This is a genomic window from Microbacterium sp. NPDC089189, assembly GCF_040685095.1.
Classification (GTDB): Bacteria; Actinomycetota; Actinomycetes; order Actinomycetales; family Microbacteriaceae; genus Microbacterium.
Map to the genome: position 1 here is coordinate 49,533 of NZ_JBFBHG010000005.1, position 24,783 is coordinate 74,315.

Sequence of the window (24,783 nt, forward strand, 5' to 3'; positions counted from 1 at the left end):
CGCCCATGGCAGATCGCGAATACGGATTCCGCACGCGCGCCATCCACGCCGGCAACATCCCCGATGCCGTCACCGGCGCCCGCGCGCTGCCCATCTACCAGTCGGCCTCGTTCGTCTTCGACGACACCGACGACGCGGCGGCCCGCTTCGCGCTGCAGAAGTACGGCAACATCTACAGCCGTCTCGCCAACCCCACCGTCGCCTCGTTCGAGGAGCGGATCGCCTCGCTCGAGCAGGGGCTCGGCGCCGTGGCGACCTCGAGCGGTCTGTCGGCGCAGTTCATCACCTTCGCCTCGCTCGCGGGCGCGGGCGACCACATCGTGGCCAGCGCCAACCTCTACGGCGGCTCCATCACGCAGTTGGATGTGACGCTGCGCCGTTTCGGGATCGAGACGACGTTCGTCGCCTCGGCCGACCCCGCCGCGTACGCCGCCGCGGTCACCGAGCGCACGAAGGCGATCTTCGCCGAGACCATCGCCAACCCTTCGGGCGAGATCGCCGACATCGAGGGGCTCGCGGATGTCGCGCGCGCCGCGGGTGTGCCGCTCATCATCGACTCGACCGTCGCGACGCCGTACCTGTGCCGTCCGCTCGAGTGGGGCGCCGACATCGTCGTGCACTCCGCGACCAAGTTCCTGGGCGGCCACGGCACGTCGCTGGGCGGCGTCGTGGTCGAATCCGGGCGCTTCGACTGGCACAGCGATCGCTTCCCGCTGTTCACCGATCCGGTGCCGAGCTACGGCGGCCTGGAGTGGTCGGGCAACTTCGGCGAGTACGCGTTCCTCACCCGGCTGCGCGCCGAGCAGCTGCGCGACATCGGTCCCGCGCTCGCGCCGCACTCGGCCTTCCTGCTGGCGCAGGGCGTCGAGACACTGCCGTTCCGCATGAAGGCGCACGTCGACAACGCCCGCGTCGTGGCCGAGTGGCTCGACGCCGACCCGCGCGTCGACTTCGTCAACTGGGCGGGTCTGCCCGGCCACCCCCACCACGACCGTGCGCAGAAGTACCTGCCCGAGGGCCCCGGGGCGGTCTTCAGCTTCGGCGTCGCGGGCGGGCGCAGCGCGGGGCGCACGTTCATCGAGTCGGTCGACCTGGCCAGCCACCTCGCCAACATCGGCGATGCGAAGACCCTCGTCATCCACCCGGCGTCGACCACACACGCGCAGCTGACCGAGCAGCAGCTCGTCGACGGCGGGGTGCTGCCCGGCCTCGTGCGCATCAGCGTGGGCATCGAGGACGTCGACGACATCCTGTACGACCTCGATCAGGCACTCGACGCAGCGCAGGGGGCACGATGAGCGACACCACCGTCGACACGGTATCGACCCGGCTGGCCAACGGCCTGACCTGTGCGCTGCCGGCGGCGTCGCCGCTGGCCAAGCTGCTGCGTTCGCAGCGCACCTGGGAGGGTCCCTCCGCCAAGGAGCGGCTGCAGATCCTGCGCACCGCCAAGAGCGTCGCGATCGTCGGCGCATCGGCGAACCCCGCGCGCTCGAGCTACTTCGTGGGCACCTACCTGCAGCAGTCCAGCGACTACCGCGTGTACTTCGTCAATCCGAACGCCACCGAGATCCTCGGCCAGCCCGCCTACCCCGACCTGGCCTCGCTGCCCGAGGTGCCCGACATCGTCGACGTGTTCCGCAAGCCCGCCGACATCCCTGCGGTGATCGACGACGCGCTCGCCGTCGGCGCGCCGGTCGTGTGGGTGCAGCTGGGGATCTGGAACGAGGATGCCGCCCGCTACGGCGAGGAGAACGGCCTCACCGTCGTCATGGACCGCTGCATCAAGATCGAGCACGCCCGCTTCCACGGCGGCCTGCACCTCATGGGCTTCGACACCGGCCAGATCAGCTCCCGGCGCACCCTGCGCTGACCCCGCCCGCCGAGGTGCCCGTGCGGGCTGGTGCCGGTGCCAGTGCCGGTGCTGGCTGGTGCTGGTGCCGCCCCATCCCGCCGAGTGAGCATCCCTTCGGCGAGCGAGCATCCGATCGGATGCGGATTCGCGGAATGGGTGCTCAGTCGGCGAGGGATGGGGCGGCGGAAGGCGCTGCGGGGAGACGCGCGGACATCGCGGTGACGACCGCATCCACGTCGAAGGCGAACTGCGCCTCCCCGTAGGCGTCGAATCCGCTGCTGTCGAGCCGGCGGAGCACGCCCAGCTCGTCGACCCGCGCCTCGGAGAGCATCTCGCGGAAGTGCGTGACCTGCGGGTGGCCGCCGGCGCCGGCCGCAGCGAACTGCTCGCGCGCGAACCCCGTGGCGATCGTGGTGAGGAGCAGGATGATGCGTCCGGCGGTCTCGTCGTCGAAGCCGGCGGACAGCAGGCGCTCGATCACGATCTCGGCGGGGCGGACGGCCGCGATCGTGACCTGCGACGAGGTGCGGAAATGCTCCGCGAGAGCCCCCGACGCGAGGAGCGCCGCGCGCATCCCCTCCGCGAAGCGGCGGCAGGCATCCCGCCAGTCGGCATCGGCGGGGATGGGGGTGCGCGACATGTGCGCGAGGAAGACGTCCTCGGCGAGCAGCTCGAGGAGCGCATCGCGCCCGCTCACGTGGTGGTGCAGGGCTTTGCGATCGACGCCCAACCGGTCGGCGACGCTCTGCATGGTCAGCGCGGCCGGGTCGATCTCGCGCGCGGCGTCGATGATGGCGGCGCGGTCGAGCCCGGCGCGCTCGCCGCGTCCTCGCCGGGCTGCTGGTGCCGTCATCGTTCCCGCTTTCCTTGAGTGCGTGCCAGGACGAGCGTAGTATTTCCCGCGCGGGATTTAAATGCACGGACTCGCTCAGAGCCGAGGAGCCCGCCGTGAAGAAAGGAATCCGAGATGTCGGAGAACGCCGCGTTGACCGCGAACAGCACCATCGGGCAGTGGCTCGACCACCCCGTCGGCGGTGAGCTGGTGCGGGCGCTGCTCGCGCAGTCCGGAGCGACCGAGGAGTCGCTCGCTCCCATCAAGGGCCTGCCGCTGCAGCAGCTGGTGGCGCTCAGCCAGGGGCAGATGCCGCAGTCCGTGATCGACGACCTCGTGCTCGCCGCCAACGGGGGAGTGGCCCCCGAGGAGAGCGAGTCGGGGGCGTGGGTCGAGAAGACGACCCCCGGCCGCTTCGCCGGCCGAACGATCATCGTCACCGGGGCGGCGTCCGGCATCGGTCGTGCCACCGCATCCCGCATCGCGCGCGAGGGCGGTCGTGTCGTCGCCGTCGACGTGTCGGAGCAGCGCCTGGCCGAGCTCGCGGCGTCGCTGCCGGATGCGGCGATCGTCACGGTGCGCGGTGACATCACCGACCAGGCCTCGGTCGACGAGATCGTCGCCGCCGCCGGCGGGACGGTCGACGCCCTCGCCAACGTCGCCGGTATCAACGACGACTTCTCGCCCCTCCACGAGACGAGCGACGAGATGTGGGACCGGGTGATCGCGGTGAACCTCACCGGCTCGTTCAAGCTCTCGCGCGCCGTCATCCCCCTGATGGTCGCCGCCGGGCGTGGCGCGATCGTCAACGTCGCGTCCGAAGCGGGTCTGCGCGGCAACGCCTCGGGCAACGCCTACACCGCGTCCAAGCACGGTGTGATCGGCATGACGAAGTCGGCGGCGTTCATGTACGGCCCCGCGGGTCTGCGGATCAACGCGGTCGCTCCGGGCGGGGTGGCCACCGGCATCCCGTTCCCCCCGAACGTCTCCGAGGCCGGACGCGCGCGCCTGACGCCGTTCCAGGCCCAGATCCCGACGGTCGCCACGGCGGAACAGCTCGCCGCATCCATCACGTTCCTGCTGTCGGATGACGCCGTGAACATCAACGGCGCGATCCTCGCATCGGACGGCGGCTGGTCGGTGCAGTAGTCCGCGCGGCGGGGGCGGGCGAGTCGACCGGCGATGCAGCGCTAGGCTCTCACGGTGACCGACGCCCCCGCACGCGTGTTCCCCCCGCGCACGCCCGCCTTCATCATCACCTGCATCGCGACGGGCCTGCTGGCGGGCCTGCTCTCGGGACTGTTCGGCGTGGGAGGCGGCACGGTGATCGTGCCGCTGCTGGTCATGTTCCTGAAGTTCGACCAGCGGCTCGCGGCCGGCACATCGCTCGCCGCCATCGTGCCGACCGCGACGGTCGGTGTGATCTCCTACGCCCTGCACGGCTCGGTCGCATGGATCCCGGCCATCATCCTCGCCGTGGGCGCGGTGGTCGGTGCGCAGATCGGCACCTGGCTGCTGCCGCGGATCTCGCAGACCGCCCTGCGGTGGGGATTCGTCGCGTTCATCGTCGTGGTGATCGTGAGCCTGTTCATCGTCGTCCCCTCCCGCAGCTCCGAGATCGAGCTGACCTTCTGGTCGAGCGTCGCCCTCGTGGTGGTGGGCGTGTTCACCGGCATCATGGCGGGGCTCATCGGCGTCGGCGGCGGCGTGATCGTCGTGCCGATCCTCATGCTGCTCTTCGGCGCGAACGACCTGCAGGCCAAGGGCACGTCGCTGCTGTTCATGATCCCCACCGCCGTCTCGGGCACCGTCGGCAACCTGCGGCGGAAGAACGTCGACCTGCTCGCGGCGGCCCTCGTCGGCGTCGCCGCCTGCACGACCACAGCGGTCGGCGCCTGGCTCGCGACGCTGCTCGATCCCTTCGTCGGCAACATCCTGTTCGCCGCGTTCCTCGTCTTCATCGGCACGCAGATGGCGATCAAGGCCATCCGCGGGCGCAAGCCCCGCGCCGTTTAGTAACGGCGGTCGGGCCGGGCCGGATGCGGCCGCTCGGTAGGATGGCGGGGTGCCCGTGAACCCCGAGCTTGTCGATCACGCCTTCGCGCCGACGCCCCCGTACCTCGTCGGACGAGAGAAGGTGCGCGAGTTCGCGCGCGCCGTCTTCGCCACCGATCCGCAGCACACCGACCCTGCCGCCGCGCAGGCGCTGGGCTACCCCGATGTGGTCGCGCCGCCGACCTTCGCGATGGTGGTGCAGGACCTCACGCTCCAGCAGCTGCTGTCCGAGCCCGATTCCGGCATCGCGCTCGAGCGCACGATCCACGCCGAGCAGCGCTTCCGTTACACGCGCCCGATCGTTGCCGGCGACGAGCTCGTCGGGCGCCTGCGCGTCACCGGCGTCCGCGCCATCGGCAAAGGCGCGATGGTCACCAGCGAGGCCGACATCACGGATGCCGCGGGCGACCACGTCGTCACCGCCACGTCCGTGCTGCTGATCGGGGGAGAAGAGTGAGCGCGCTCGAGGTCGGTCAGGTCGTCGCCGAGCGCGAGGTGCACCTCACGCGCGAGTCGCTCGTGCGGTACGCCGGCGCTTCGGGGGACTTCAACCCCATCCACTACCGCGACGACGTCGCCACCCGCGTCGGGCTGCCGGGCGTGCTCGCCCACGGCATGCTCACGATGGGGCTCGCCGTCGAGACGATCGTCCCGTGGCTCGGCGACGCCGGTCGCATCCTCGAGTACGGGGTGCGGTTCACCCGCCCCGTGGTCGTCGACGCCGAGAACGGCGCCGACGTGCAGGTCGTCGCGAAGGTGGGCGCCATCGCCGACGACGCGGTGCGCATCGATCTGACGGTCACCTCCGCCGACACCACGGTGCTGGGCAAGGCCCAGGTGCGCGTTCGGGTGGCGTGATGACCTCGGTCGACCCGCTGCCGTTGGCGCAGCTGACGACGCTGCGCACGGGGGCCGCGCCCGCACGCATGACCGAAGCGCGCACGCGTGACGAGCTCGTCGAACAGCTCCGCGAGATCTGGCGCTCGGGCGAGGACTGGTTCGTGCTCGGAGGCGGGTCCAACCTCTTCGTGGGCGATGAGCCCTTCGACGGCACCGTCGTGCGTGTGCTGACCTCGGGCATCGAGCGCCTTCCCGGCGCGCGACCCGGCACGGCGCTTCTCCGGGTGCAGGCCGGACACGACTGGGACGCCCTCGTGGCCGACACGGTCGCGGCGGGGCTCGCCGGCATCGAGGCCATGTCGGGCATCCCCGGCACGGTCGGCGCGGCGCCCGTGCAGAACGTCGGCGCGTACGGCCAGGACATCTCGCAGACCCTCGTCGAGGTCGAGCTGATCGACGAGGCGACCGGCGAGATCTCGATCGTTCCGGCAACGGAGCTCTCGCTCGGCTTCCGGACGTCGGTGCTCAAGCACCACTACGGCTCGGTCGCCGAGCGTCGTGCCGTCATCCTGTCGGTGACGCTCGAGCTGCAGCAGGTGGGGCACGGCGAGGCGCCGGTGCGCGGCGAGCAGCTGCGCCAGGCGCTGGGCCTCGCCCCCGACGCGACCGTATCGCTCGCGGGCGTGCGCGAGACGGTCCTCGCGACCCGGCGGCGCAAGGGCATGGTGCTCGACCCGGACGATGCCGATACGAGCTCCGCGGGGTCGTTCTTCCAGAACGCGATCGTCTCGGAGCAGTTCGCGCAGACGCTGCCCCGCGAGTGCCCGCGCTGGCCGCTCGAGCCGATCATCGAGCCCGTCCGCGTGATCCCGCTCGACGAGTTCGACGGCTACATCCCCGCGCCCGTGACGAGGTCGATCGACGTCAAGGTGAGCGCGGCCTGGCTCATCGAGCACGCCGGGATCGGCAAGGGCTTCCGCATCGGCCGCTCGCGTGCCGCGATCTCGTCGAAGCACGCTCTCGCGCTCACCAACCGCGGCGGAGCGACGGCTGCCGAGCTCGCCGAGCTCGCGCGGTTCATCCAGCAGCGGGTGCAGCAGGAGTACGGACTGCTGCTGCAGCCCGAGCCGGTGCTCGTCGACGTCGAGATCTGACGCGTCCCGCGCGGCCGGCGACATCCCGCGTCGCATGTCTTGCGAGCCAGGTAAGGGTTACCTAAGCTGGCGGGCATGGATCCCGACAACGCCTCCCGGCCGGAACCCGCGTGGGAGCACCTGACGGGTGCCGTGCTGCTCGCCGGCGACGCACAGGACGTGCCGGCGATGCTCGAGATCGCCGAGCGGCTGCATCCGGATGTCGCGGCGACCATCCTCATCGAGGCGTTCTCGACCGTGCAGCGCTACCGACTGCGTGTGCCGGGGCACGTCAGCGTGACGTGGCTCGTGCGCGACCGGCAGCCGTGCGATCCCTCGCCGTGCGGGATCCGCGGCCGGGGAGAGCGCCTCGCGGTGGGCGTGTACGCATGGTGCGCCGAATGGGCGTGCGCCGACGGTGCCGACACGGTGCCCTGCACGGTGTGGCTCGGTCCGCGCACGTCGCCCCACATCGTGCGCATGGCGCAGGCGCAGCTGCGCCCCGCCTGAGGCGTCGCGCCGCCGGCCCTTCTCTCGCCGCCCCGGTGCCCGCCCGGCCCCGGGTGCGTGCGCGTGCCCGCCCGGCCCCGGGTGCGTGCCCGCCCCTTGCCCCGGGTGCGCGCCCGGCCCCGGGTGCCCGCCGAGCGCACATCCCGTCGCCGAGCGCCTATCGTCCGGGATGTGCGCTCGACCACGGGATGTGCGCTCGGCAGGATGGGTGATGCGTCAGGCGAAGAGGCGCTGCAGACGCTGGACGCCCTCGAGCAGCGCATCGTCGCCCAGGGCGTACGACAGGCGCAGGTAGCCTGAGCGGCCGAAGGCCTCGCCCGGAACGACGGCCACTTCGGCCTTCTCCAGGATGAGGTCTGCCAGCTCCAGCGTCGTGGTCGGGGTGACGCCCGCCCACTCGCGGCCGAGGAGCCCGCGCACGTCGGGGTAGACGTAGAACGCCCCCAGCGGGTTCGGCACCGTGACACCGTCGATCTTGGCCAGCTCGGCGACGATCAGGCGGCGACGCCGGTCGAACGCGACGCGCATCGCCTCCGCCTCGTCCTGCGGGCCCGTGATCGCGGCGAGGGCTGCGCGCTGGGCGATGTTGTTGACGTTGCTCGACAGGTGCGACTGGAGGTTCGCGGCCACCTTGATGGCGTCCTTCGGGCCGATCATCCAGCCCACGCGCCATCCGGTCATGGCGTACGTCTTCGCGACGCCGTTCACGAGGATCGTCTGACCGGCCAGCTCGGGGACGGCCTCGACGATCGACACGGCGCGGACGCCCTCGTAGACGAGGTTCTGGTAGATCTCGTCGGTGATCACCCAGATGCCGTGGGCGAGCGCCCACTCGCCGATCGCGCGGGTCTCTTCCGGCGTGTACACGCTGCCGGTCGGGTTTGACGGCGACACGAACACGAGCACCGTCGTCCGCTCGGTGCGCGCCGCCTCGAGCTGCTCGACGGTGACCTTGTAGTCCTGGTCCGCGCCCGCGAACACCTCGACCGGCTCGCCGTCTGCCAGGCGGATCGCCTCGGGGTACGTCGTCCAGTACGGCGCGGGCAGCAGCACCTCGTCGCCGGGGTTCACGACGGCCTGGAACGCCTGGAACACGGCCTGCTTGCCGCCGTTGGTGACGATGACCTGCGACGGGTCGACCTCGAGGCCGGAGTCGCGCAGCGTCTTGGCCGCGATGGCCTCGCGCAGGACCGGCAGACCGACCGCGGGCGTGTAGCGGAAGTTCGCGGGATTGTGCAGGGCCTCGGCGGCCGCGTCCACGATGAACTGCGGGGTCGGGAAGTCGGGCTCGCCGGCCGCGTAAGAGATGACCGGTCGCCCGGCGGCCTGCAGGGCCTTGGCCTTGGCATCCACTTTGAGGGTCGCGGATTCGGCGATGGCGGACAGCTTGCGAGAGACGGGAGCGCGTTCGGTCACCCTTCGACAGTAGTGGGCCGGGGCCGTGCCCAGACAGGGGTGCGGGCTGTGTGACGGCGGGGAACCGGGCCGCGCTGCGAGGGCGCGGGCTGTGGAACGATGAACGGATGAGTGCGCACCGCTTCGAGGTCTGGGCGATCGACGGCATCCCGGAGGTCGCCGCGGGCGATGATCTGGCCGTGCTGATCGGTGACGCCCTCGCCGCAGACGTCGACGGTGTGCGTGACGGCGACATCCTGGTCGTCACGAGCAAGATCCTGTCGAAGGCGGAGGGGCGGCAGGTCGCCGCATCCGACCGCGAGGACGCGATCACCGCCGAGACCGTGCGCGTCGTCGCCACCCGGGGGACGACGCGCATCGTCGAGAACCGGCTGGGGATCGTGGGTGCCGCCGCGGGCGTCGACGCGTCGAACGTGCCCGAGGGCATCGTGCTGCTCCTGCCGATCGATCCCGATGCGTCGGCGCGGGCTCTGTGCGCACGCCTTCGGGAGCGCTTCGGGGTGCGGCTGGGCCTCATCGTGAGCGACACGCTGGGGCGCACCTGGCGCGTCGGTCAGACCGACATCGCGATCGGTGCGGCGGGGGTGCAGGTCGTCGACGACCTGCGCGGTGACACCGACGCGCAGGGGCGCCCGCTGCTGGTGACGGTTCCCGTGGTGGCCGACGAACTGGCGGCCGCCACCGACTTGGTCAAGGGCAAGGCCACCGGCCGGCCGGTCGCCGTCGTGCGGGGGATGGGGCGGCTCGTGACCGACGAGGTGGATGTGGCCGGCGCCCGCACCCTCACCCGCATGGGCCCCACCGACATGTTCCGCCTCGGCACCGACGAGGCCCACGCCGAGGGTTACGCCGCCGGCTTCGCCGCCGCCACCCGCCCCACCCCCTGACCCCGCGCCCGCCACCCGAACCGCGAGACAGCACTTTCGCGCCGAGACCGTGGGTTTGATCCACTGTTTCGGCGCGAAAGCGCTGTCTCGCGGGCCCAGCTCGCGGGCCCAGCTCGCGGGTCCAGCTCGCGGGACCGGGTCAGGGCTCGAGGTAGCGGGAGTAGGCGACGAGGGTGAGGAAGGTCGGGAAGTCGTCGCCCAGCGCGACCTCTCGGAACACCTCGGCCGCGTCGTCGTACCGGTCCCCATCGGACCGCTCGACCTCGCCCAGCACCCGGGTGATCAGCCCCTCGATGTAGGCGCGGGTGATCGGGGTGCCGTCCTCGGTGGAACGGTCCTGGTGGATCCACTGCCAGACCTGCGAGCGGCTGATCTCGGCGGTCGCCGCATCCTCCATGAGGTTGTCGATGGCCACCGCGCCGAGCCCCCGCAGCCACGCCTCGACGTAGCGGATCGCGACCGACACGTTGCCGTGCACCCCCGCCGCCGTCACCGGCAGCCCGATGTGCACGTCCAGCAGGTCCGCCGGCGCCACATCCACCTCCTCGCGCAGCCGGTCGAGCTGGTGGGGCTTCGTCCCCAGCACGGCGTCGAACTCGGCGCGCGCGACGGGGATCAGATCGGGGTGCGCCACCCAGGTGCCGTCGAAGCCGTCACCGGCCTCGCGCTTCTTGTCGGCGGACACCTTCTCGAACGCCCGCTCGGTGACCTCCGGGTCGCGGCGATTGGGGATGAAGGCGCTCATGCCGCCGATCGCATACGCGCCCCGCTTGTGACAGGTCTGCACGAGCAGTTCGGTGTAGGCCCGCATGAACGGCACCGTCATAGTCACCTCGCTGCGGTCGGGGAGCACGAACCGGGCCCCGCGTCCGCGGTAGTTCTTGATGATCGAGAAGATGTAATCCCAGCGGCCCGCGTTGAGTCCCGCGCAGTGATCGCGCAGCTCGTAGAGGATCTCCTCCATCTCGAACGCGGCCGGCAGGGTCTCGATCAGCACGGTCGCGCGGATGGTGCCGTGGGGGATGCCGAGCGTCCGCTCGGTGAACGTGAACACGTCGTCCCAGAGCTTCGCCTCCTCGCTCGACTCGAGCTTGGCCAGGTAGAAGTAGGGCCCGCGTCCGGTCGCGATGAGTTCGGCCGCGTTGTGGAACGCGTACAGCCCGAAGTCCACGAGCGACCCGGATGCGGCGAAGCGGCGCCCGGAGCGGTCGGTGAACCGCAGGTGCTTCTCGACCAGGTGCCAACCGCGCGGACGCATGACGATGGTGGGCGTCTCGTCGGCGGTGACCTCGTAGGTCTTGCCGGCCTCGCTCGTGAACGACAGCTGCCCGCGGATCGCATCGAACAGCGACAGCTGCCCCTCGATCACGTTCTTCCAGGTGGGGCTCGTGGCATCCTCCTGGTCGGCGAGCCAGACCTTGGCGCCCGAGTTGAGGGCATTGATGGTCATTTTGGGATCGGTCGGCCCGGTGATCTCGACCCGACGGTCCTCCAGGCCCGGGCCCGCGCCGGCGACCCGCCAGTGCAGGTCGTGGCGGATGGCGGCGGTGTCGGCGCGGAACGAGGGGTCGTGCCCGTTGCCGATCTCGTACCGACGGCGCATGCGGTCGGCGAGCCGGTCGTGCCGGCGCCCGCTGAAGCGGTGGTGCAGGTCGGTGAGGAAGGCCAGCGCGCCGGGAGTGAGGATCTCGTCGTAGCGGTCGCGAAGCGGGCCCTCGACCTCGAGGCACGGGCCGGCGTGGCCGGTGGGGATGGGGCCGGTCGCCGGACGGGTCTGCGCCGTGTCGATCGGGCCGGTGGTCGTGCGGGTGGACTCGGGCGCGATGCCCGTGGCGGTGGGAGTCATAGCCCTGTCTTTCTGTGCGATGTGCGGAGAGCGTGCGGTGGGGGATGCGGGGGCCGCGCGGAGTGGGCGGCCCCCGCATCCGGGATCAGTGGAACTGGGCGGTCTCGGTGGAGCCGGCCAGGGCCAGGGTCGCGCTGTCGGGGTTGAGCGCGGTCGAGACGCGGTCGAAGTAGCCGGTGCCGGCCTCCCGCTGGTGCCGTGTCGCGGTGTAGCCGCGGTCCTCGGCGGCGAACTCGGCCTCCTGCAGCTCGACGTACGCGCTCATGGCGCGCTCGGCGTAGCCGGAGGCGAGGTCGAACATGGAGTAGTTGAGCGCGTGGAACCCGGCGAGGGTGATGAACTGGAACGCGTACCCGAGCTCGGCCAGCTCCGCCTGGAACGAGGCGATCTGGGTGTCGTCGAGGTGGCGCTTCCAGTTGAAGCTGGGCGAGCAGTTGTAGGCCAGCATCTTGCCGGGGAACTCGGCGTGGATCGCGTCGGCGAAGGCCCGCGCGAGTGCGATGTCGGGTTCGCCGGTCTCGACCCACAGCAGGTCCGCGTAGGGCGCGAAGGCGAGCCCTCGGGCGATGACCGCATCCAGACCCGGCTCGACGCGGTAGAAGCCCTCGGTCGTGCGCTCGCCGGTGGTGAACTCCCGGTCGCGCGGGTCGACGTCGCTGGTCAGCAGGTCGGCGGCGAGGGCATCGGTGCGGGCGATGATCACGGTCGGCACGCCCGCCACATCCGCCGCCAGTCGCGCCGCGTTGAGCGTGCGGATGTGCTGTTGCGTGGGCACGAGCACCTTGCCGCCCAGGTGGCCGCACTTCTTCTCGCTCGCGAGCTGGTCCTCCCAGTGGATGCCGGCGGCACCCGACTGGATCAGCGACAGCGCGAGCTCGTAGGCGTTGAGGGGTCCGCCGAAGCCGGCCTCCGCATCGGCGACGATGGGCGCCAGCCAGTCCTGGGTGAGTCGTCCCTCGGCCCGCTCGATCTGATCCTGGCGCAGCAGCGCGTTGTTGATGCGTCGGACGACGGCGGGCACCGAGTTGGCGGGGTACAGGCTCTGGTCGGGGTAGGTCTGACCGGCCAGGTTGCCGTCCGCCGCGACCTGCCAGCCCGAGAGGTAGATGGTCTTCAGACCCGCGCGCACCTGCTGGACGGCCTGCCCGCCCGTGTACGCGCCGAGCGCCCGGATGTACTCCTCGGTGTGCAGCAGGTTCCAGAGGTTCTCGGCTCCGCGGCGGGCGAGCGTGTTCTCCTCGCGCACCGATCCGCGCAGCGCGATGACGTCCTCGGCGGTGAAGGTGCGCTCGACGCCGTCCCACCGGGGGTCGGTGTCCCAGCTCTCCTGCAGCTCGGCCGCGGTCTGCGTCTGATCGCCGGCGCGAAGCGGCGCCCGGCCGGGGGTGGCATGCATCGTCATGTCGGTCTCCTGTGATCGAGCGGCGGGACGCTCATGGTCCCGCCGGGTGGTCGTGGATCCACTGTCGATGAAATTCCGGCTCTCGCACCCGCATCCGGGCGGAGAATTCTTGCCGTTCTTCTGTTCTGGTGACACAATCCCGACCATGACGATCGATGAAGATTCCGTCGGGGATGACGCCGAGGCCGATGCGCTGACCATCGGGCGCCGCATCCGCCAGCTCCGTACGCAGCGAGGGATGACGCTGGAGGAGCTCTCGGTCGCGGTCGACCGCGCGCCCAGTCAGCTGTCGATGATCGAGAACGGCAAGCGCGAGCCGCGGCTGACGCTGCTGCGCGCGATCGCCCGCGCGCTGGGGTCGTCCGTCGACGCGCTGCTGGAGGCGGAGCCGCTGGATGCGCGGGCATCCCTCGAGATCTCGCTGCAGCGGGCGATGCGCGGGCAGACGTTCCGGGCGCTCGGCATCGAACCGTTCCGCATCGCGAAGACGGTGCCGGACGAGGCGCTGAACGCGCTCCTGGCCCTCCACGGCGAGATCGACAGGCTGCGCGACGAACGCTCGGCGACGCCGGAGGAGGCGCGCCGGGCCAACGTGGAGCTGCGCGACCTGATGCGCGAGCAGAACAACTACTTCGCCGACCTCGAGACCGAGGCGACCCGCATCCTCGCCGCGGTCGATCACCCGGGCGGCCCGCTCACACAGCGCACGGCCAGCGATATCGCCGCCCACCTGGGTTTCACCCTGCACTACGTCGCCGATCTGCCGCAGACCACCCGCAGTGTGGCCGACCTCAAGAACGGGAGGCTGTACCTCTCGAGCACGCTGACGCAGAAGAGCGATGCGCGCACGGGAGTGCTGCAGGCGTTGTCGAGCCGCATCCTGGGGCACCGCGAGCCGACGAGCTACGCCGAGTTCCTGCGCCAGCGGGTCGAGACCAACTACTTGACCGGGGCGATGCTGGTGCCCGAAGCCCACGTGGTGCCGATGCTGGTCGCGGCGAAGGCCGATCGGGCCATCTCGATCGAGGACCTGCGGGACGTGTACTCGGTGTCGTACGAGACGGCCGCGCATCGGTTCACGAACCTGTCGACGACGCACCTCGGCATTCCCGTGCACTTCCTGAAGGTGCACGAGTCCGGCACCATCACGAAGGCGTACGAGAACGACGACGTGAACTTCCCGACCGACCGGCTGGGGTCGATCGAGGGGCAGCTGTGCTGCCGGCGCTGGACGAGTCGCGTGGTCTTCGACGTGGCCGACCGGTTCAACCCGTACTACCAGTACACCGACACGGGTAACGGCACGTACTGGTGCACGGCGCGCGTCGAGGGCTCGAGCGAAGGCTCGCACTCGGTGAGCGTGGGGGTGCGCTTCGACGACACGAAGTGGTTCATCGGGCGCGACACGACCAACCGCGGCGTCTCGCGCCACTCCGTCGAGGTGTGCTGCCGGCGCGCGCCGGCCGAACTCGAGGGGTCATGGCGCGAGAGCGCGTGGCCCAACGTCCGCACCCCCCGCACGCTGCTGGCGACCCTCCCCACCGGATCGTTCCCCGGCGTCGACACGACCGAGCTCTACGAGTTCCTCGAAGCCCACGCCCCCGCCTGACCCCGCCCCCTGCGTGCCGCGGCGTCGTGCCGCGGGCCCGCGTCCCGATCCACCCATCCCGCCGAGTGAGCACCCGTTCGGCGAGCGAGCATCCGATCGGATGCGCATTGGCGGAACGGATGCTCACTCGGCGTGCGTGAAGGGGCGAGGTGGCGGGGACGGTCGCAGGGGCTTGCCTGAAAACCGATCACATGTAAGGGTTTGGGGCGTACGGTTCCCCCCCCGGAGCCGCTTTCGATGAGGAGAGCGACGATGAGAAAGACGACCCGATACGTGTGGGCCACCGCATCCGCGGCCGCGCTGGTGATCACGGCCGCCATGCCGGCGATGGCGGATGCGACCGCCACCGGCCGCGGCGGGCACGGTCACGGCCACGACGACACCCGCACGCTCGAGCGGTACGCCGCAGACACGTGGGCCTCCCTCGTGGCGATGACCGACGAGGAATCCGGGCTGCCCGCCGACAACATCGACGGCGACCTGGAGACCCCCGGTGCTTACACCTCGCCGACGAACATCGGCGGCTACCTGTGGTCGACGGTCACCGCCCGCGATATCGGGTTGATCGACCGGCGCGAGGCGCGCGAGCGCATCGAAGCGACCCTCGACACCCTCGGCGAGCTCGAGCGCAACGAGGCGAGCGGCATGTACTACAACTGGTACGACCCGTCGACCGGTGCCAAGCTGACCAGCTGGCCCGATTCGGGAGACCCGGTCGAGCCGTTCCTGTCGAGCGTCGACAACGGCTGGCTGGCCGCATCCCTGCGCGTCGTGCGCGAGGCCGAGCCGTCGCTCGCCCGCCAGGCCGACGAACTGTACCGATCGATGGACTTCGGATCGTTCTTCGATCCGGCGGGTGCCGCGGGCCTGCCCGCCGGCACCAACCGCGGCGGGTTCTGGGATGCCGAACCGAGCGGGTGCAGCGTCGCTGCACCCATGTACAACGCCTCGGGTGAGACCGTGTTCTACACCTGCCACCACTACGACACGACGGTGAGCGAGAGTCGCATCGCGACCTACCTGGGCATCGCGAACGGGCAGATCCCGCCGACGGCTCTCTCGGGCACGCACCGTACGATGCCGCCCGGATGCGACTGGGCATGGCAGGAGCAGCTGCCCACGGGCACGACGCGCTCCTACGACGGCTTCGACGTCTGGGAAGGCGTCTACTCCTTCGACGGCATGAGCTTCGTCCCCAGCTGGGGCGGCAGCATGTTCGAAGCGCTCATGCCCGACCTGCTGATCCCCGAGACGACATGGGGCGAGCGCTCCTGGGCGTTGAACCATCCGATCACCGTCGCTGTCCAGCAGCGCCACGGCGAGGACGCCGGCTACGGCTACTGGGGCTTCTCGCCCGCCAGCGATCCGTTCGGCGGCTACGCGGAGTACGGCGTCGATCTCGCGGGGATGCGCTCGGACGGCTACACCTCGGATCGGGAGAAGACGGATGTCGATATCGACCGGCCCGGATGCTCGGTGGGTACGAACCCCGACCCGCAGTTCGGCGACGGGGTGGTCACCCCGCACGCGAGCTTCCTCGCGCTGCCGTACGACCGTGAGGGCGTGCTCGAGAACCTCCGGGGTATCGAGGACGAGCTCGGGGCCTACGGTCCCGGTGGGTTCTACGACGCGGTCGCCGTCCACAGCGGGACCGTCGCCGAGCGCTACCTCTCCCTGGACCAGTCGATGATCATGGCGGCCATCGGCAACGAGCTGACCGGCGATAGCCTCAAGGACTACGTCGTGGATCGCGACATGGAGCGCACGCTCCGCCCCGCGATGCAGGCGCAGGTCTTCAGCTCGAGCTGGGGCGAGTCGGGCGGTCGATGACGAAAGGGATGCGGTGAGCACACCCGGTGAGGCGATCGGGGAGGAGGCGGCCGTCCCCTCCTCCCCGCCCCGCGGCAAGCGCGGCACCTACGCGAAGGGGCAGGCCCGTCGTCAGCAGATCGTCGAGGAGGCGCTCGTCGTGTTCGCTCGCAGCGGCTTCGACGCGGGGTCGCTGCGCGCCATCGCCCGCGGCGTGGGATTGACCCCGGCGGGCGTGCTGCACCACTTCTCGAGCAAGGAGGAGCTCTTCGTGGAGGTCCTCCGGCAACGCGACGAACGTATTCGCGCGGCCGTCGGAGACCCGGCCGAGCACACGCTCATCGAGCAGAGCGCGGATGTGGTCGCCTACAACCAGCGCGCGCCTCGCGGCCTGTCCGCGCTCTACACGACCGTGGCCGCGGATGCGATCGATCCCGCTCACCCCGCTCACGCCGAGTTCGTGGACCGCTACCGCGACTCGGCCGCATCCGCCGAGCGCATCATCGCGGCGGGACAGGCGGCGGGCGAGATTCGCACCGACGTCGACCCGGCCTACGCCGGCAGGCTCATCAGCGCGGTGATGGACGGGCTGCAGCAGCAGTTCCTGCTCGATGAAGGGGTGGACATGGTCGCCCTCTTCGACGAGTTCGTCCGCGGATATCTGCGACCGCTCTGACGGCCGACATCCACAGTTCCGCGACGGGGTTGCGCTGGCTTAAGCGCTTAAGTACAGTGACGGCGACGCCAATCGGAGTGTCGTGTTCAAGGAGGAACCATGAAACATGTTCGGCTCGGAGCCGTCGCGCTGCTCGCCGTCGCCGCCCTCAGCCTGGCGGGGTGCGGACGCGCGGATGACGCGGGAACGGCGGCCCAGGAAGCGACGACGATCGGAAGCGAACCGGCGACCGGCAAGATCACGATGTGGGCGATGGGCGCAGAAGGCGAGGCGCTCCCCGAGTTCGTCTCGACGTTCGAAGAGGCCAACCCCGGGGTCGAGGTCGACGTCACCGCGATCCCGTGGGACTCCGCGTACAGCAAGTTCCAGACCGCGATCGCGAGCGGCAACACCCCCGACATCGCCATGATGGGGTCGACCTGGATGGCGGACTTCGCCGATGCCTTCCAGACCGTGCCCACCGACCTCGACACCTCCGGTGCCTTCGACGGTGCCGTCGAATCCAACACGGTGGGCGACCGTGCGGCGGGCGTGCCCTGGTACGTCGACACGCGAGTGCTGTACTACCGCACCGATCTGGCGCAGCAGGCCGGCTGGACGAACCCGCCCGCCACGTGGGACGAACTCAGCGAGATGGCCGCCGACATGAAGACCGAGGCCGGAGCGGAGTACGGCATCCGCCTGCCCGCCGGCAACGACTCCTTCCAGGGCACCCTGTGGATGCCGTGGTCCAACGGCGCCTCGCTCGAGGACGGCTCAAGCTGGACGCTCGACACCCCGGAGATGGTCGAAGCGTACGAGTACTACGAGAGCTTCTTCTCGAACGGCCTCGCCAACCCGTCCGCCGATCGCTCCTCGGGTGCACAGGAGGCGGACTTCGTCGCCGGTCGCACCCCGATGCTCATCGACGGCCCGTTCATGATCGGTGCGCTCGAGAAGCTCGGGGGCGCGGACTTCGCCGACAAGTTCACGACGGCGGTGCTGCCGACGCAGGAGTCCTCCACCTCGTTCAGCGGCGGTTCGAACCTCGTCGTGTTCGACGGATCCGAGAATGCGAACTCCGCATGGAAGCTGGCGAAGTGGCTGAGCGAGCCGGAGACGCAGGCGCGCTGGTACGACCTGACCGGTGACCTCCCCGCGGTCCAGGCGGCCTGGGAGGACGACGCGCTCGCCTCCCAGCCGACCCTCGACGCCTTCGGCACGCAGCTCGAGACCGCGAAATCGGTCCCGGCGACGACGACCTGGGTGAAGGTCGCCGCGGCCGGCGATGCCGTGCTCGAGAAGGTGCGTCTGGGGACCCTGAGCCCCGCCGATGCGATGAAGGAACTCCAGAGCAAGGCCGACGCGGTGGGGCTGGACTGATCCCATGACGCAGACATCACTGGTCGCGACCGGAGCGGCCGCCGCCGTCACCGGTCGCGCCGGCGGTGGCCGTCGGTCGACCCGTCGCCGCCGTCAGGGCCTGATCGCATGGGGCTTCGCCCTGCCGTTCGTCCTGGTCTTCGCCGCGTTCATGGTCGTGCCGATCGTCGGCTCCTTCGCGATGTCGTTCACCGACTTCCGCGCCCAGGACATCCGCTCGCCCTTCGCCGTCAACTTCGTCGGGCTCGACCAGTACCTCGCGGTTCTGGGAGACCCCACCTTCCTCACCTCGGCGGGGGTGACCACGACGTTCGTCGTCATCGGCATCCCGGTGACGATGGCGGTGGCGCTCGCCCTGGCGCTCGCGCTGAACTCGGGCGGCGGAAAGATCGTCGCCTTCCTCCGGGTCGGCTTCTACGCGCCCGTGGTGACGAGCATCGTCGCCGTGTCCGTCGTATGGCGCTACATCCTGCAGCCGGATGGGCTGCTCAACGCGGCGCTCGCCGTGGTCGGGATCCAGGGCCCGGACTGGCTCAACGACACCGCCTGGGCGCTGCCCTCCCTCATCGCGATGGCCGTCTGGCGCAACGTCGGCACGCTGATGGTGATCTTCCTCGCGGGCCTGCAGGCCATTCCCACCGACGTCAAGGAGGCGGCGGTCATGGACGGGGCATCCGCCTGGCGCCGGCTCACGGCGATCACCCTCCCGCTGCTGCGTCCGACGCTGCTGCTGGGCGCCGTACTCATCTCGGTCGGCTTCCTGCAGTTCTTCGAGGAGGCCTTCGTGATGACCCAGGGCGGACCGCTCGATTCGACGCTGTCCGTGGCGTACTACACGTTCAGGCAGTTCGGCTTCGGCGAGTACGGCACCGCATCCGCTGCGAGCTACATCCTGTTCCTCGCGATCGCGCTCGTGAGCCTCGTGCAGTTCCGACTGCTGCGCTCGAAGGATTGAAGGAAGAGACGATGACCTCGACGACGATCGCCGGGCGCCGCGCCCGCCGCGCGCTCACCGGGCGCGCGCTCACCTACACCGTGCTGGTCGCGGGTCTGGTCGTGTGGGTTCTCCCGTTCGTCTGGATGCTGCTCGGCTCCGTCAAGACGCAGAGCGAGATCCTGCAGCGACCGCCGACCTGGCTGCCGCAGCAGATCACGTGGGAGAACTTCGCGCAATGGTTCGGTCCGCTCGACATCGGCCGGTTCTTCACCAACAGCGTCGTGGTGGCGCTGCTCACCGTTCTCGGCAACCTCGTCTTCTGCTCGATGGTGGGCTACGCCCTGGCGAAGATGGACTTCCCCGGCAAGAAGGTGCTGTTCGCCGTCGTGCTGATCACGCTCATGGTGCCGGGCATCGTCACTTTCGTGCCGCTGTTCGTGATGGTGTCCTCCTTCGGGCTCACCAGCAGTTACGCCGCACTGATCCTGCCCTTCGTCACGACGCCCTTGGGTGTCTTCCTCATGCGGCAGTTCATGCTCGGCATCCCCGACGAGCTGCTGGAGGCGGCTCGCATCGACGGCGCGGGGGAGCTGCGCATCTTCGCCCGCGTCGTGATGCCGCTGTGCGGTCCGCCGCTGGCGACGCTCGGCATCCTCACCTTCCTCGCCTCCTGGAACAACTTCCTGTGGCCGCTCGTGGCCGCCCAGAGCGAGGACATGTACACCCTTCCCGTCGCGATCTCGCTCTATGCGACGGGGCAGAACGCGACCGACTACGGACTCCTGCTCGCGGGCTCCGTGCTGGTGATCGCCCCGATCATCCTGCTGTTCGTGTTCCTGCAGCGCTACTTCATCCAGGGCGTCGCGACGACGGGGCTCAAGTGAGCACCGTCGACACGTACCCCAGAAAGGCCCCGATGTCCTCGACATTCTCGACCGCCCCCGATGGCACCCGCTACCGCGATCTGAACGGCAACGGCGTGATGGATCCGTACGAGGATCCGCGTCTGTCGCCCGACGAGCGCACCGAGGACCTGCTCGGCCGGCTGAGCCTCGAGGAGAAGTGCGGGCTCATGTTCCAGACGGTCATCGAGGTCGGCGAGGACGGCGAGCTGCTGGAGCGCCCCGGACGCATCTCCAAGTCGCCGACCACGACCGTCGTGCGCGAGAAGCACATGAACCACTTCAACGTGCACGCCATCCGAACCGCCCGTCAGGCCGCCACGTGGAACAACGCCCTGCAGGCGCTCGCCGAGACGACGCCCCACGGCATCCCCGTCACGATCAGCACCGATCCGCGCCACGCGTTCGTGGAGAACACGGGAGTCGCCTTCTCCGCGGGTCCGTTCTCGCAGTGGCCGGAGGGGCTCGGACTCGCGGCCATCGACGATGTGGCCACCGTGCGCGCCTTCGCCGACGTCGCGCGGCAGGAATACGTGGCCGTCGGCATCCGTGCGGCGCTGCATCCCCAGATCGACCTCGCGACCGAGCCGCGCTGGGGACGCCAGGCCCAGACCCTGGGCCAGGATGCGGCGCGCGTCGCCGAGTTCACCGCCGCCTATCTGCAGGGCTTCCAAGGTGATCGCCTCGGACCGGACAGCATCGCATGCACGACCAAGCACTTCCCGGGCGGCGGTCCGCAGAAGGACGGCGAGGACGCGCACTTCCCGTACGGCCGCGAGCAGGTCTACCCCGGCGGCATGTTCGACTACCACCTGGAACCGTTCCGCGAGGCGATCCGCCGCGGTACGGCGGGGATGATGCCGTACTACGGCATGCCTGTCGGCCTCAAGCGCGCAGGCCAGCCGATCGAGGAGGTCGGCTTCGGCTACAACCGGCAGATCGTCACGGATCTGCTGCGCGAGGAGCTGGGATACGACGGGGTGGTCGTCACCGACTGGGAGCTCGTCAACGACAACCACGTCGGCGACCAGGTGCTGCCGGCCCGTGCGTGGGGTGTCGAGACGCTCTCGCCGATCGATCGCATGGCGAAGATCCTGGATGCGGGCGCCGACCAGTTCGGCGGGGAGGAGTGCGTCGACCTGCTGCTGGAGCTGGTGCGTTCGGGCCGCGTCGGCGAGGAGCGCATCGACGCCTCGGTGCGGCGTCTGCTGCGGGTCAAGTTCGCGCTCGGTCTCTTCGACGATCCCTACGTCGACGTGGACGAGGCCGAGCGGATCGTGGGCAACGCCGACTTCCGCGCGGCGGGTCAGCGAGCGCAAGCGCGTTCGCTGACCGTCCTGCTCAACCGTGAAGACGCCGCGGGTGCGACGCTGCCGCTCGGGCCGGTCGGCGCGCTCTACGTGGAGGGCTTCTCCGACGCGGACGTCGACGAGCTCGGCCCGACCGTCGCAGACCCCGCATCCGCGGATCTCGCGATCGTGCGGGTCAAGGCTCCCTTCGACGCGCGCGACGACCTGTTCCTCGAGGCATGGTTCCACCAGGGTTCGCTCGATTTCCCGCCCGGGCTCGTCTACCGCCTGCAGCAGATCGCCCGACGCTGCCCGCTCGTGCTGGTGGTCACGATCGACCGGCCGGCGATCCTCACGCCGTTCGTCGAGGATGCGGCTGCCATCGTCGTCGACTACGGCAGCTCGCCCCGCGCGGTCATCGACGCTCTGACGGGCCGCGTCGCGCCCGAAGGTCGGCTGCCGGTCGAGCTTCCGCGTTCGATGGCCGCCGTCCGTGCGTCGAGGGAGGATGTACCGTCGGATACCGGGGATCCGCTGTTCCCGGTGCGCCACGGGTTGCGACTCGCATAGGGCATCGCAGGGCCCGTCGCACTGGAGGAGGTTGCACGCGTGACTGAACGCCCGCGTACGCGCCGCCCGACCGTGTACGACGTCGCCCAGGAGGCGGGCGTGTCCATCGCCTCGGTGTCCTTCGCGTTCCGCCGCCCCGAGCAGCTCAGCGAGGCGACGCGGGAACGGGTGCTGGCGGCGGCTCGGCGCCTCGGCTACGCGCCGAGCGCGTCGGCGCGAGGGCTCGCACGCGGGCGCACCGGCATCCTGGGTCTGCACGCGTTCGACCTCATGCTGGAGCGGGCGCACGAGCCCGCGGCCCGGGTGCGGGCGTTGCGCGATCTGCACAGCCCCGATCTCGAGGGCCCGCGCATCATTCCGTGGACCGAGACCGACGATGAGCTGCTCGCCGACCCGCGGGCCTTCCCGCTGTACGTCGACGAGGTGCAGCGCGGATTCGCGCTCGAGTGCTGGGTGATGGGCCGGCCCGTCATGATCAGCAGCGGCTCCGACAGCGATGTATCCGTGGCCGACACGGCGGGGCGGGTCGACGGGCTCGCGATCTTCCCCTCCGAGGGCTCCGCCGCCGTCCTGTCGCGCTTCTCCTCCTCCATCCCGATCGTCCTCTTCTCCGCGACGCCGGCCGCCGACGGGCACCATCGCGTGCGCGTCGACAACAGTCAGGGGATGCGGGAGATCATGACGCATCTGCTCGACGAGCACGGCGTGCGCTCGTTCGCGTTCGTCGGGCGGCTGGACTCATGGGACGGCGAGGAGCGCTTCGCCCAGTACCGGGCCAGCCTGTCGCAGGCGGGAATCGTGCCGGAGGACGAGCCGGTGGATGCCACCGTTCGCGGACCCGACCGGATGGCGGAGCACCTGCACGCGCTCGTCGCGTCGGGCCGGATGCCGCGCGCCCTCGTGTGCTCCACGGATCAGAACGCGCTGGCGGCGATGGACGTGCTGCGCGACCTGGGTTTGCGCGTTCCCGAGGACGTCATCGTCACCGGCTTCGACGGCATCTTGGCCGGGAGGCTGAGCGCCCCCGCGCTCACGACCGTGCGTCAGCCCATGGAAGCGATGGGGCGAGCCGCCGCGCGTATCCTCGCCGGCACGGCGGGCCCGCTTCCCGGGGACGGATCTCCTTTCGACGCCGTGTTCGCCCCGGCGCTCGTCGTGCGCGCCAGCTGCGGCTGCGGCTGAGCGGGCGAGGCCGAATCGCCGAGCGAGCACGCGTTCACCGAGCGAGTACGCGATCGGATGCTCGTTCGCCGAACGGATGCTCGTTCGGCGTGGTCGGCGTGGCGCGGGTGCGGGGGCGGGTGCGGGGTGGGCGTCCGTGGGCGGGTCAGGGGCGGGACTGCAGGGCGAGCCAGAGCTGGGCGCGGGTGGCGAACGAGCCGAGGTCGCGGCCCAGTACCCGCTCCGCCAGCGCGAGGCGGGCGCGCACCGTGTGGCGGTGCACGCCGAGCGCCCGGGCGGCGGCCTCGTGCCCGGCGTCGGCGTCGAGCCACGCGCGGAGCGTCGGCACCAGCGCGGTGCCCTGCTCCCGGTCGTGGGTGAGCAGCGGATCGAGCTCCGCGGCGGCGATCGCGCGCGCCTGGGCATCGTCGAAGACCGAGAGGATGCCGCCGCGTGCTGTCGCGAAGTCGCTCACACCGCCCTGCCCCCGCTCGCGGGCCAGACGCGCCTGCACCAGGGCGTCCGCCATCGCCTCCAGCCGCACCGGGGACGAGACCCCGACCGTCACCCGGAACCGCGCCGCGAGCGTGTCGAGGATCTCCCGGCGCTCGGGCGGGAGAGCGAGGACGATCCCGTCCTCCACGCGCCCGAAGAAGAGCGCGCCGTCCGCATCCATCGCCGTGGCCTCGAGCCACTCGGCCACATCCTCGCGGCGGGCGGCCGCGGGATCCGTGACGGCGACGAGCACGGGCGCGGCGGGGAAGCCGCCCCACACGGTGCGCGCGACGCGGCGGGTGAGGGCGATCTCTCCCGAGAGGAGCGCTGTGGCGAGCCCCGCGCGCAGCGCCGACCGCGCGTGCGACAGGCTCTGGCGCTGTTCGAGCGCGAGCCCCGCCATCGCCACGACGGTGGTGACCACGCCACGCGCCTCCTGGTCGAGCTCGGTGACCGAGACGGCGATGGCGCCCCGCAGGTGTCCGCCCCGGCCGAGGGTCTGTAGATGGAAGGGGATGTCGTCGATGCGCAGCGCCGACCCCGCCCGCGCCCCGCGGCGCAGGATCGCCGCGACCTCCGCGCCGAGCTGCGACGCGGCATCGGCGGGGATGCCGGCGGCCGGATGCTGGTGGGTCAGCGTCCCCGCGGCGTCGAACATGCCCACCCAGCCCTGCAGCTGTCGGGAGAGCTCGTCGAGGGTCGCCCCCAGCCCGTCGACACGGAGGGCCGCGAGCGACAGCGAGCGCTGGGCCGCGAGCGCCCAGCTGCGTCGCGCGTACTCCTCGGCGGCGATCGACTCGGCGTTCGCCCGCGCGACGGCGATGAACGGCGTGCGGTAGGGGACCTCGAACAGCGGCAGGCGCTGCGTCCGGCACGCGGCGGCGAGCGGGCCGGGCACGCCGTCGCGCACGACCTCGGTGCCGAACCCGAGCGCGGTCACACCGCGGGTGCGCAGTCGCGTCACGTACGCGTCGTAGTCCTCGTCATCGGTCGAGTCGAGGAACTGGGTGCCCGTGGTCAGCAGCACGAGCCCCTCGGAGAGGAACGGGGTCGGATCGAGCAGGTCGGAGCTGTGGACCCCGCGCACGCGCGCGGCGCGGCTCTCGGCATCGTCGTCGCCGACCACGCGCAGGCGCAGATCGGCGCGGCTGTAGAGCGAGCCCAGCGTCGGGGTGTCCACCGTGGTCGTCGTCATCG

At 70.7% G+C, this 24,783-nt stretch carries 22 protein-coding genes; 17 read left to right on the forward strand and 5 right to left on the reverse strand.

The features are described from left to right. Nucleotides 1-5: 5 nt before the first annotated feature. Complete coding sequence (locus AB0N73_RS04270; protein ID WP_363560709.1) at nt 6-1,298, forward strand: O-acetylhomoserine aminocarboxypropyltransferase/cysteine synthase family protein; 1,293 nt, start codon at nt 6-8, stop codon at nt 1,296-1,298. After that, entirely contained in the window at nt 1,295-1,873 is a 579-nt protein-coding gene (locus AB0N73_RS04275) for a CoA-binding protein (protein WP_363560711.1), read from the forward strand. The genes AB0N73_RS04270 and AB0N73_RS04275 overlap by 4 nt, the downstream gene beginning before the upstream one ends. 142 nt (nt 1,874-2,015) lie before the next feature. On the opposite strand, the gene AB0N73_RS04280 is transcribed toward AB0N73_RS04275, so the two are convergent. After that, on the reverse strand, nt 2,016-2,708 hold the full coding sequence (locus AB0N73_RS04280; protein WP_363560713.1) for a TetR/AcrR family transcriptional regulator C-terminal domain-containing protein: 693 nt from the start codon (nt 2,706-2,708) through the stop codon (nt 2,016-2,018). 114 nt (nt 2,709-2,822) lie between these two features. On the opposite strand from AB0N73_RS04280, the gene AB0N73_RS04285 reads away from it, so the two are divergent. The 6 genes from AB0N73_RS04285 to AB0N73_RS04310 all read left to right on the forward strand — a co-directional run bounded on the left by AB0N73_RS04285 (nt 2,823) and on the right by AB0N73_RS04310 (nt 7,225). Continuing rightward, the gene (locus AB0N73_RS04285) at nt 2,823-3,836 is read left to right on the forward strand and encodes an SDR family NAD(P)-dependent oxidoreductase (RefSeq protein WP_363560715.1); all 1,014 of its coding nucleotides are present in this window, start codon (nt 2,823-2,825) and stop codon (nt 3,834-3,836) included. Nucleotides 3,837-3,911: 75 nt separating this feature from the next. Next, the gene (locus AB0N73_RS04290) at nt 3,912-4,703 is read left to right on the forward strand and encodes a sulfite exporter TauE/SafE family protein (RefSeq protein ID WP_363560906.1); all 792 of its coding nucleotides are present in this window, start codon (nt 3,912-3,914) and stop codon (nt 4,701-4,703) included. A 49-nt stretch (nt 4,704-4,752) separates the two neighbouring features. Then, nucleotides 4,753-5,199, forward strand: a complete 447-nt coding sequence (locus AB0N73_RS04295) for a MaoC family dehydratase N-terminal domain-containing protein (RefSeq protein WP_363560717.1) — start codon at nt 4,753-4,755, stop codon at nt 5,197-5,199. After that, nucleotides 5,196-5,600, forward strand: coding sequence for a MaoC/PaaZ C-terminal domain-containing protein (locus tag AB0N73_RS04300; protein WP_363560719.1), 405 nt, complete (start codon nt 5,196-5,198; stop codon nt 5,598-5,600). The genes AB0N73_RS04295 and AB0N73_RS04300 overlap by 4 nt, the downstream gene beginning before the upstream one ends. Beyond that, nucleotides 5,600-6,736 (forward strand): UDP-N-acetylmuramate dehydrogenase, encoded by a 1,137-nt coding sequence (locus tag AB0N73_RS04305; protein WP_363560721.1) that lies wholly within the window; start codon nt 5,600-5,602, stop codon nt 6,734-6,736. Before AB0N73_RS04300 ends, AB0N73_RS04305 begins: the two co-directional genes overlap by 1 nt. 75 nt (nt 6,737-6,811) lie before the next feature. Then, entirely contained in the window at nt 6,812-7,225 is a 414-nt protein-coding gene (locus tag AB0N73_RS04310; RefSeq protein ID WP_363560723.1) for an SIP domain-containing protein, read from the forward strand. Between the two features lie 216 nt (nt 7,226-7,441). Here AB0N73_RS04310 and AB0N73_RS04315 read toward each other — a convergent pair whose 3' ends face one another. Next, on the reverse strand, nt 7,442-8,641 hold the full coding sequence (locus AB0N73_RS04315; protein ID WP_363560725.1) for a pyridoxal phosphate-dependent aminotransferase: 1,200 nt from the start codon (nt 8,639-8,641) through the stop codon (nt 7,442-7,444). Nucleotides 8,642-8,748: 107 nt separating this feature from the next. Here AB0N73_RS04315 and cofE point away from each other — a divergent pair, with 107 nt between their 5' ends. Beyond that, a complete protein-coding gene (cofE, locus tag AB0N73_RS04320; protein ID WP_363560727.1) occupies nt 8,749-9,528 on the forward strand; it encodes a coenzyme F420-0:L-glutamate ligase in 780 nt (259 codons plus the stop codon). A 139-nt stretch (nt 9,529-9,667) separates the two neighbouring features. Here the strand turns inward: cofE and aceB are convergent, their stop codons facing one another. Next, the gene (aceB, locus tag AB0N73_RS04325) at nt 9,668-11,374 is read right to left on the reverse strand and encodes a malate synthase A (RefSeq protein ID WP_363560729.1); all 1,707 of its coding nucleotides are present in this window, start codon (nt 11,372-11,374) and stop codon (nt 9,668-9,670) included. An 85-nt stretch (nt 11,375-11,459) separates the two neighbouring features. Beyond that, a complete protein-coding gene (gene aceA, locus AB0N73_RS04330; RefSeq protein ID WP_363560731.1) occupies nt 11,460-12,776 on the reverse strand; it encodes an isocitrate lyase in 1,317 nt (438 codons plus the stop codon). Nucleotides 12,777-12,921: 145 nt separating this feature from the next. Between aceA and AB0N73_RS04335 the strand changes: the two genes are divergently transcribed. The 8 genes from AB0N73_RS04335 to AB0N73_RS04370 all read left to right on the forward strand — a co-directional run bounded on the left by AB0N73_RS04335 (nt 12,922) and on the right by AB0N73_RS04370 (nt 23,112). Continuing rightward, nucleotides 12,922-14,385 carry a helix-turn-helix domain-containing protein gene (locus AB0N73_RS04335; protein ID WP_363560733.1) on the forward strand — a complete coding sequence of 488 codons (1,464 nt, stop codon included), beginning with the start codon at nt 12,922-12,924 and terminating at the stop codon, nt 14,383-14,385. A gap of 252 nt (nt 14,386-14,637) precedes the next feature. After that, on the forward strand, nt 14,638-16,215 hold the full coding sequence (locus AB0N73_RS04340; RefSeq protein ID WP_363560735.1) for a glucoamylase family protein: 1,578 nt from the start codon (nt 14,638-14,640) through the stop codon (nt 16,213-16,215). Between the two features lie 13 nt (nt 16,216-16,228). Further along, on the forward strand, nt 16,229-16,870 hold the full coding sequence (locus AB0N73_RS04345; RefSeq protein ID WP_363560737.1) for a TetR/AcrR family transcriptional regulator: 642 nt from the start codon (nt 16,229-16,231) through the stop codon (nt 16,868-16,870). A gap of 99 nt (nt 16,871-16,969) precedes the next feature. Further along, nucleotides 16,970-18,232, forward strand: coding sequence for an extracellular solute-binding protein (locus AB0N73_RS04350; RefSeq protein WP_363560739.1), 1,263 nt, complete (start codon nt 16,970-16,972; stop codon nt 18,230-18,232). 4 nt (nt 18,233-18,236) lie between these two features. Further along, a complete protein-coding gene (locus tag AB0N73_RS04355) occupies nt 18,237-19,187 on the forward strand; it encodes a sugar ABC transporter permease (protein ID WP_363560741.1) in 951 nt (316 codons plus the stop codon). Between the two features lie 11 nt (nt 19,188-19,198). Beyond that, a complete protein-coding gene (locus AB0N73_RS04360) occupies nt 19,199-20,053 on the forward strand; it encodes a carbohydrate ABC transporter permease (RefSeq protein ID WP_363560743.1) in 855 nt (284 codons plus the stop codon). A 32-nt stretch (nt 20,054-20,085) separates the two neighbouring features. After that, on the forward strand, nt 20,086-21,930 hold the full coding sequence (locus AB0N73_RS04365) for a glycoside hydrolase family 3 N-terminal domain-containing protein (protein WP_363560745.1): 1,845 nt from the start codon (nt 20,086-20,088) through the stop codon (nt 21,928-21,930). Nucleotides 21,931-21,969: 39 nt separating this feature from the next. Next, complete coding sequence (locus AB0N73_RS04370; protein ID WP_363560747.1) at nt 21,970-23,112, forward strand: LacI family DNA-binding transcriptional regulator; 1,143 nt, start codon at nt 21,970-21,972, stop codon at nt 23,110-23,112. Nucleotides 23,113-23,257: 145 nt separating this feature from the next. On the opposite strand, the gene AB0N73_RS04375 is transcribed toward AB0N73_RS04370, so the two are convergent. Next, nucleotides 23,258-24,781, reverse strand: coding sequence for a PucR family transcriptional regulator (locus AB0N73_RS04375; protein ID WP_363560749.1), 1,524 nt, complete (start codon nt 24,779-24,781; stop codon nt 23,258-23,260). Nucleotides 24,782-24,783 lie beyond the last annotated feature (2 nt).

What these genes read in the sequence shown, in the direction of transcription:
- AB0N73_RS04270 (WP_363560709.1), top strand. Translation starts at nt 6, where the DNA reads ATGGCAGATCGCGAATACGGATTCCGCACGCGCGCCATCCACGCCGGC.
- AB0N73_RS04275 (WP_363560711.1), top strand. Translation starts at nt 1,295, where the DNA reads ATGAGCGACACCACCGTCGACACGGTATCGACCCGGCTGGCCAACGGC.
- AB0N73_RS04280 (WP_363560713.1), bottom strand. Translation starts at nt 2,708, where the DNA reads ATGACGGCACCAGCAGCCCGGCGAGGACGCGGCGAGCGCGCCGGGCTC.
- AB0N73_RS04285 (WP_363560715.1), top strand. Translation starts at nt 2,823, where the DNA reads ATGTCGGAGAACGCCGCGTTGACCGCGAACAGCACCATCGGGCAGTGG.
- AB0N73_RS04305 (WP_363560721.1), top strand. Translation starts at nt 5,600, where the DNA reads ATGACCTCGGTCGACCCGCTGCCGTTGGCGCAGCTGACGACGCTGCGC.
- AB0N73_RS04310 (WP_363560723.1), top strand. Translation starts at nt 6,812, where the DNA reads ATGGATCCCGACAACGCCTCCCGGCCGGAACCCGCGTGGGAGCACCTG.
- cofE (WP_363560727.1), top strand. Translation starts at nt 8,749, where the DNA reads ATGAGTGCGCACCGCTTCGAGGTCTGGGCGATCGACGGCATCCCGGAG.
- aceB (WP_363560729.1), bottom strand. Translation starts at nt 11,374, where the DNA reads ATGACTCCCACCGCCACGGGCATCGCGCCCGAGTCCACCCGCACGACC.
- aceA (WP_363560731.1), bottom strand. Translation starts at nt 12,776, where the DNA reads ATGACGATGCATGCCACCCCCGGCCGGGCGCCGCTTCGCGCCGGCGAT.
- AB0N73_RS04335 (WP_363560733.1), top strand. Translation starts at nt 12,922, where the DNA reads ATGACGATCGATGAAGATTCCGTCGGGGATGACGCCGAGGCCGATGCG.
- AB0N73_RS04340 (WP_363560735.1), top strand. Translation starts at nt 14,638, where the DNA reads ATGAGAAAGACGACCCGATACGTGTGGGCCACCGCATCCGCGGCCGCG.
- AB0N73_RS04350 (WP_363560739.1), top strand. Translation starts at nt 16,970, where the DNA reads ATGAAACATGTTCGGCTCGGAGCCGTCGCGCTGCTCGCCGTCGCCGCC.
- AB0N73_RS04355 (WP_363560741.1), top strand. Translation starts at nt 18,237, where the DNA reads ATGACGCAGACATCACTGGTCGCGACCGGAGCGGCCGCCGCCGTCACC.
- AB0N73_RS04360 (WP_363560743.1), top strand. Translation starts at nt 19,199, where the DNA reads ATGACCTCGACGACGATCGCCGGGCGCCGCGCCCGCCGCGCGCTCACC.
- AB0N73_RS04365 (WP_363560745.1), top strand. Translation starts at nt 20,086, where the DNA reads ATGTCCTCGACATTCTCGACCGCCCCCGATGGCACCCGCTACCGCGAT.
- AB0N73_RS04375 (WP_363560749.1), bottom strand. Translation starts at nt 24,781, where the DNA reads ATGACGACGACCACGGTGGACACCCCGACGCTGGGCTCGCTCTACAGC.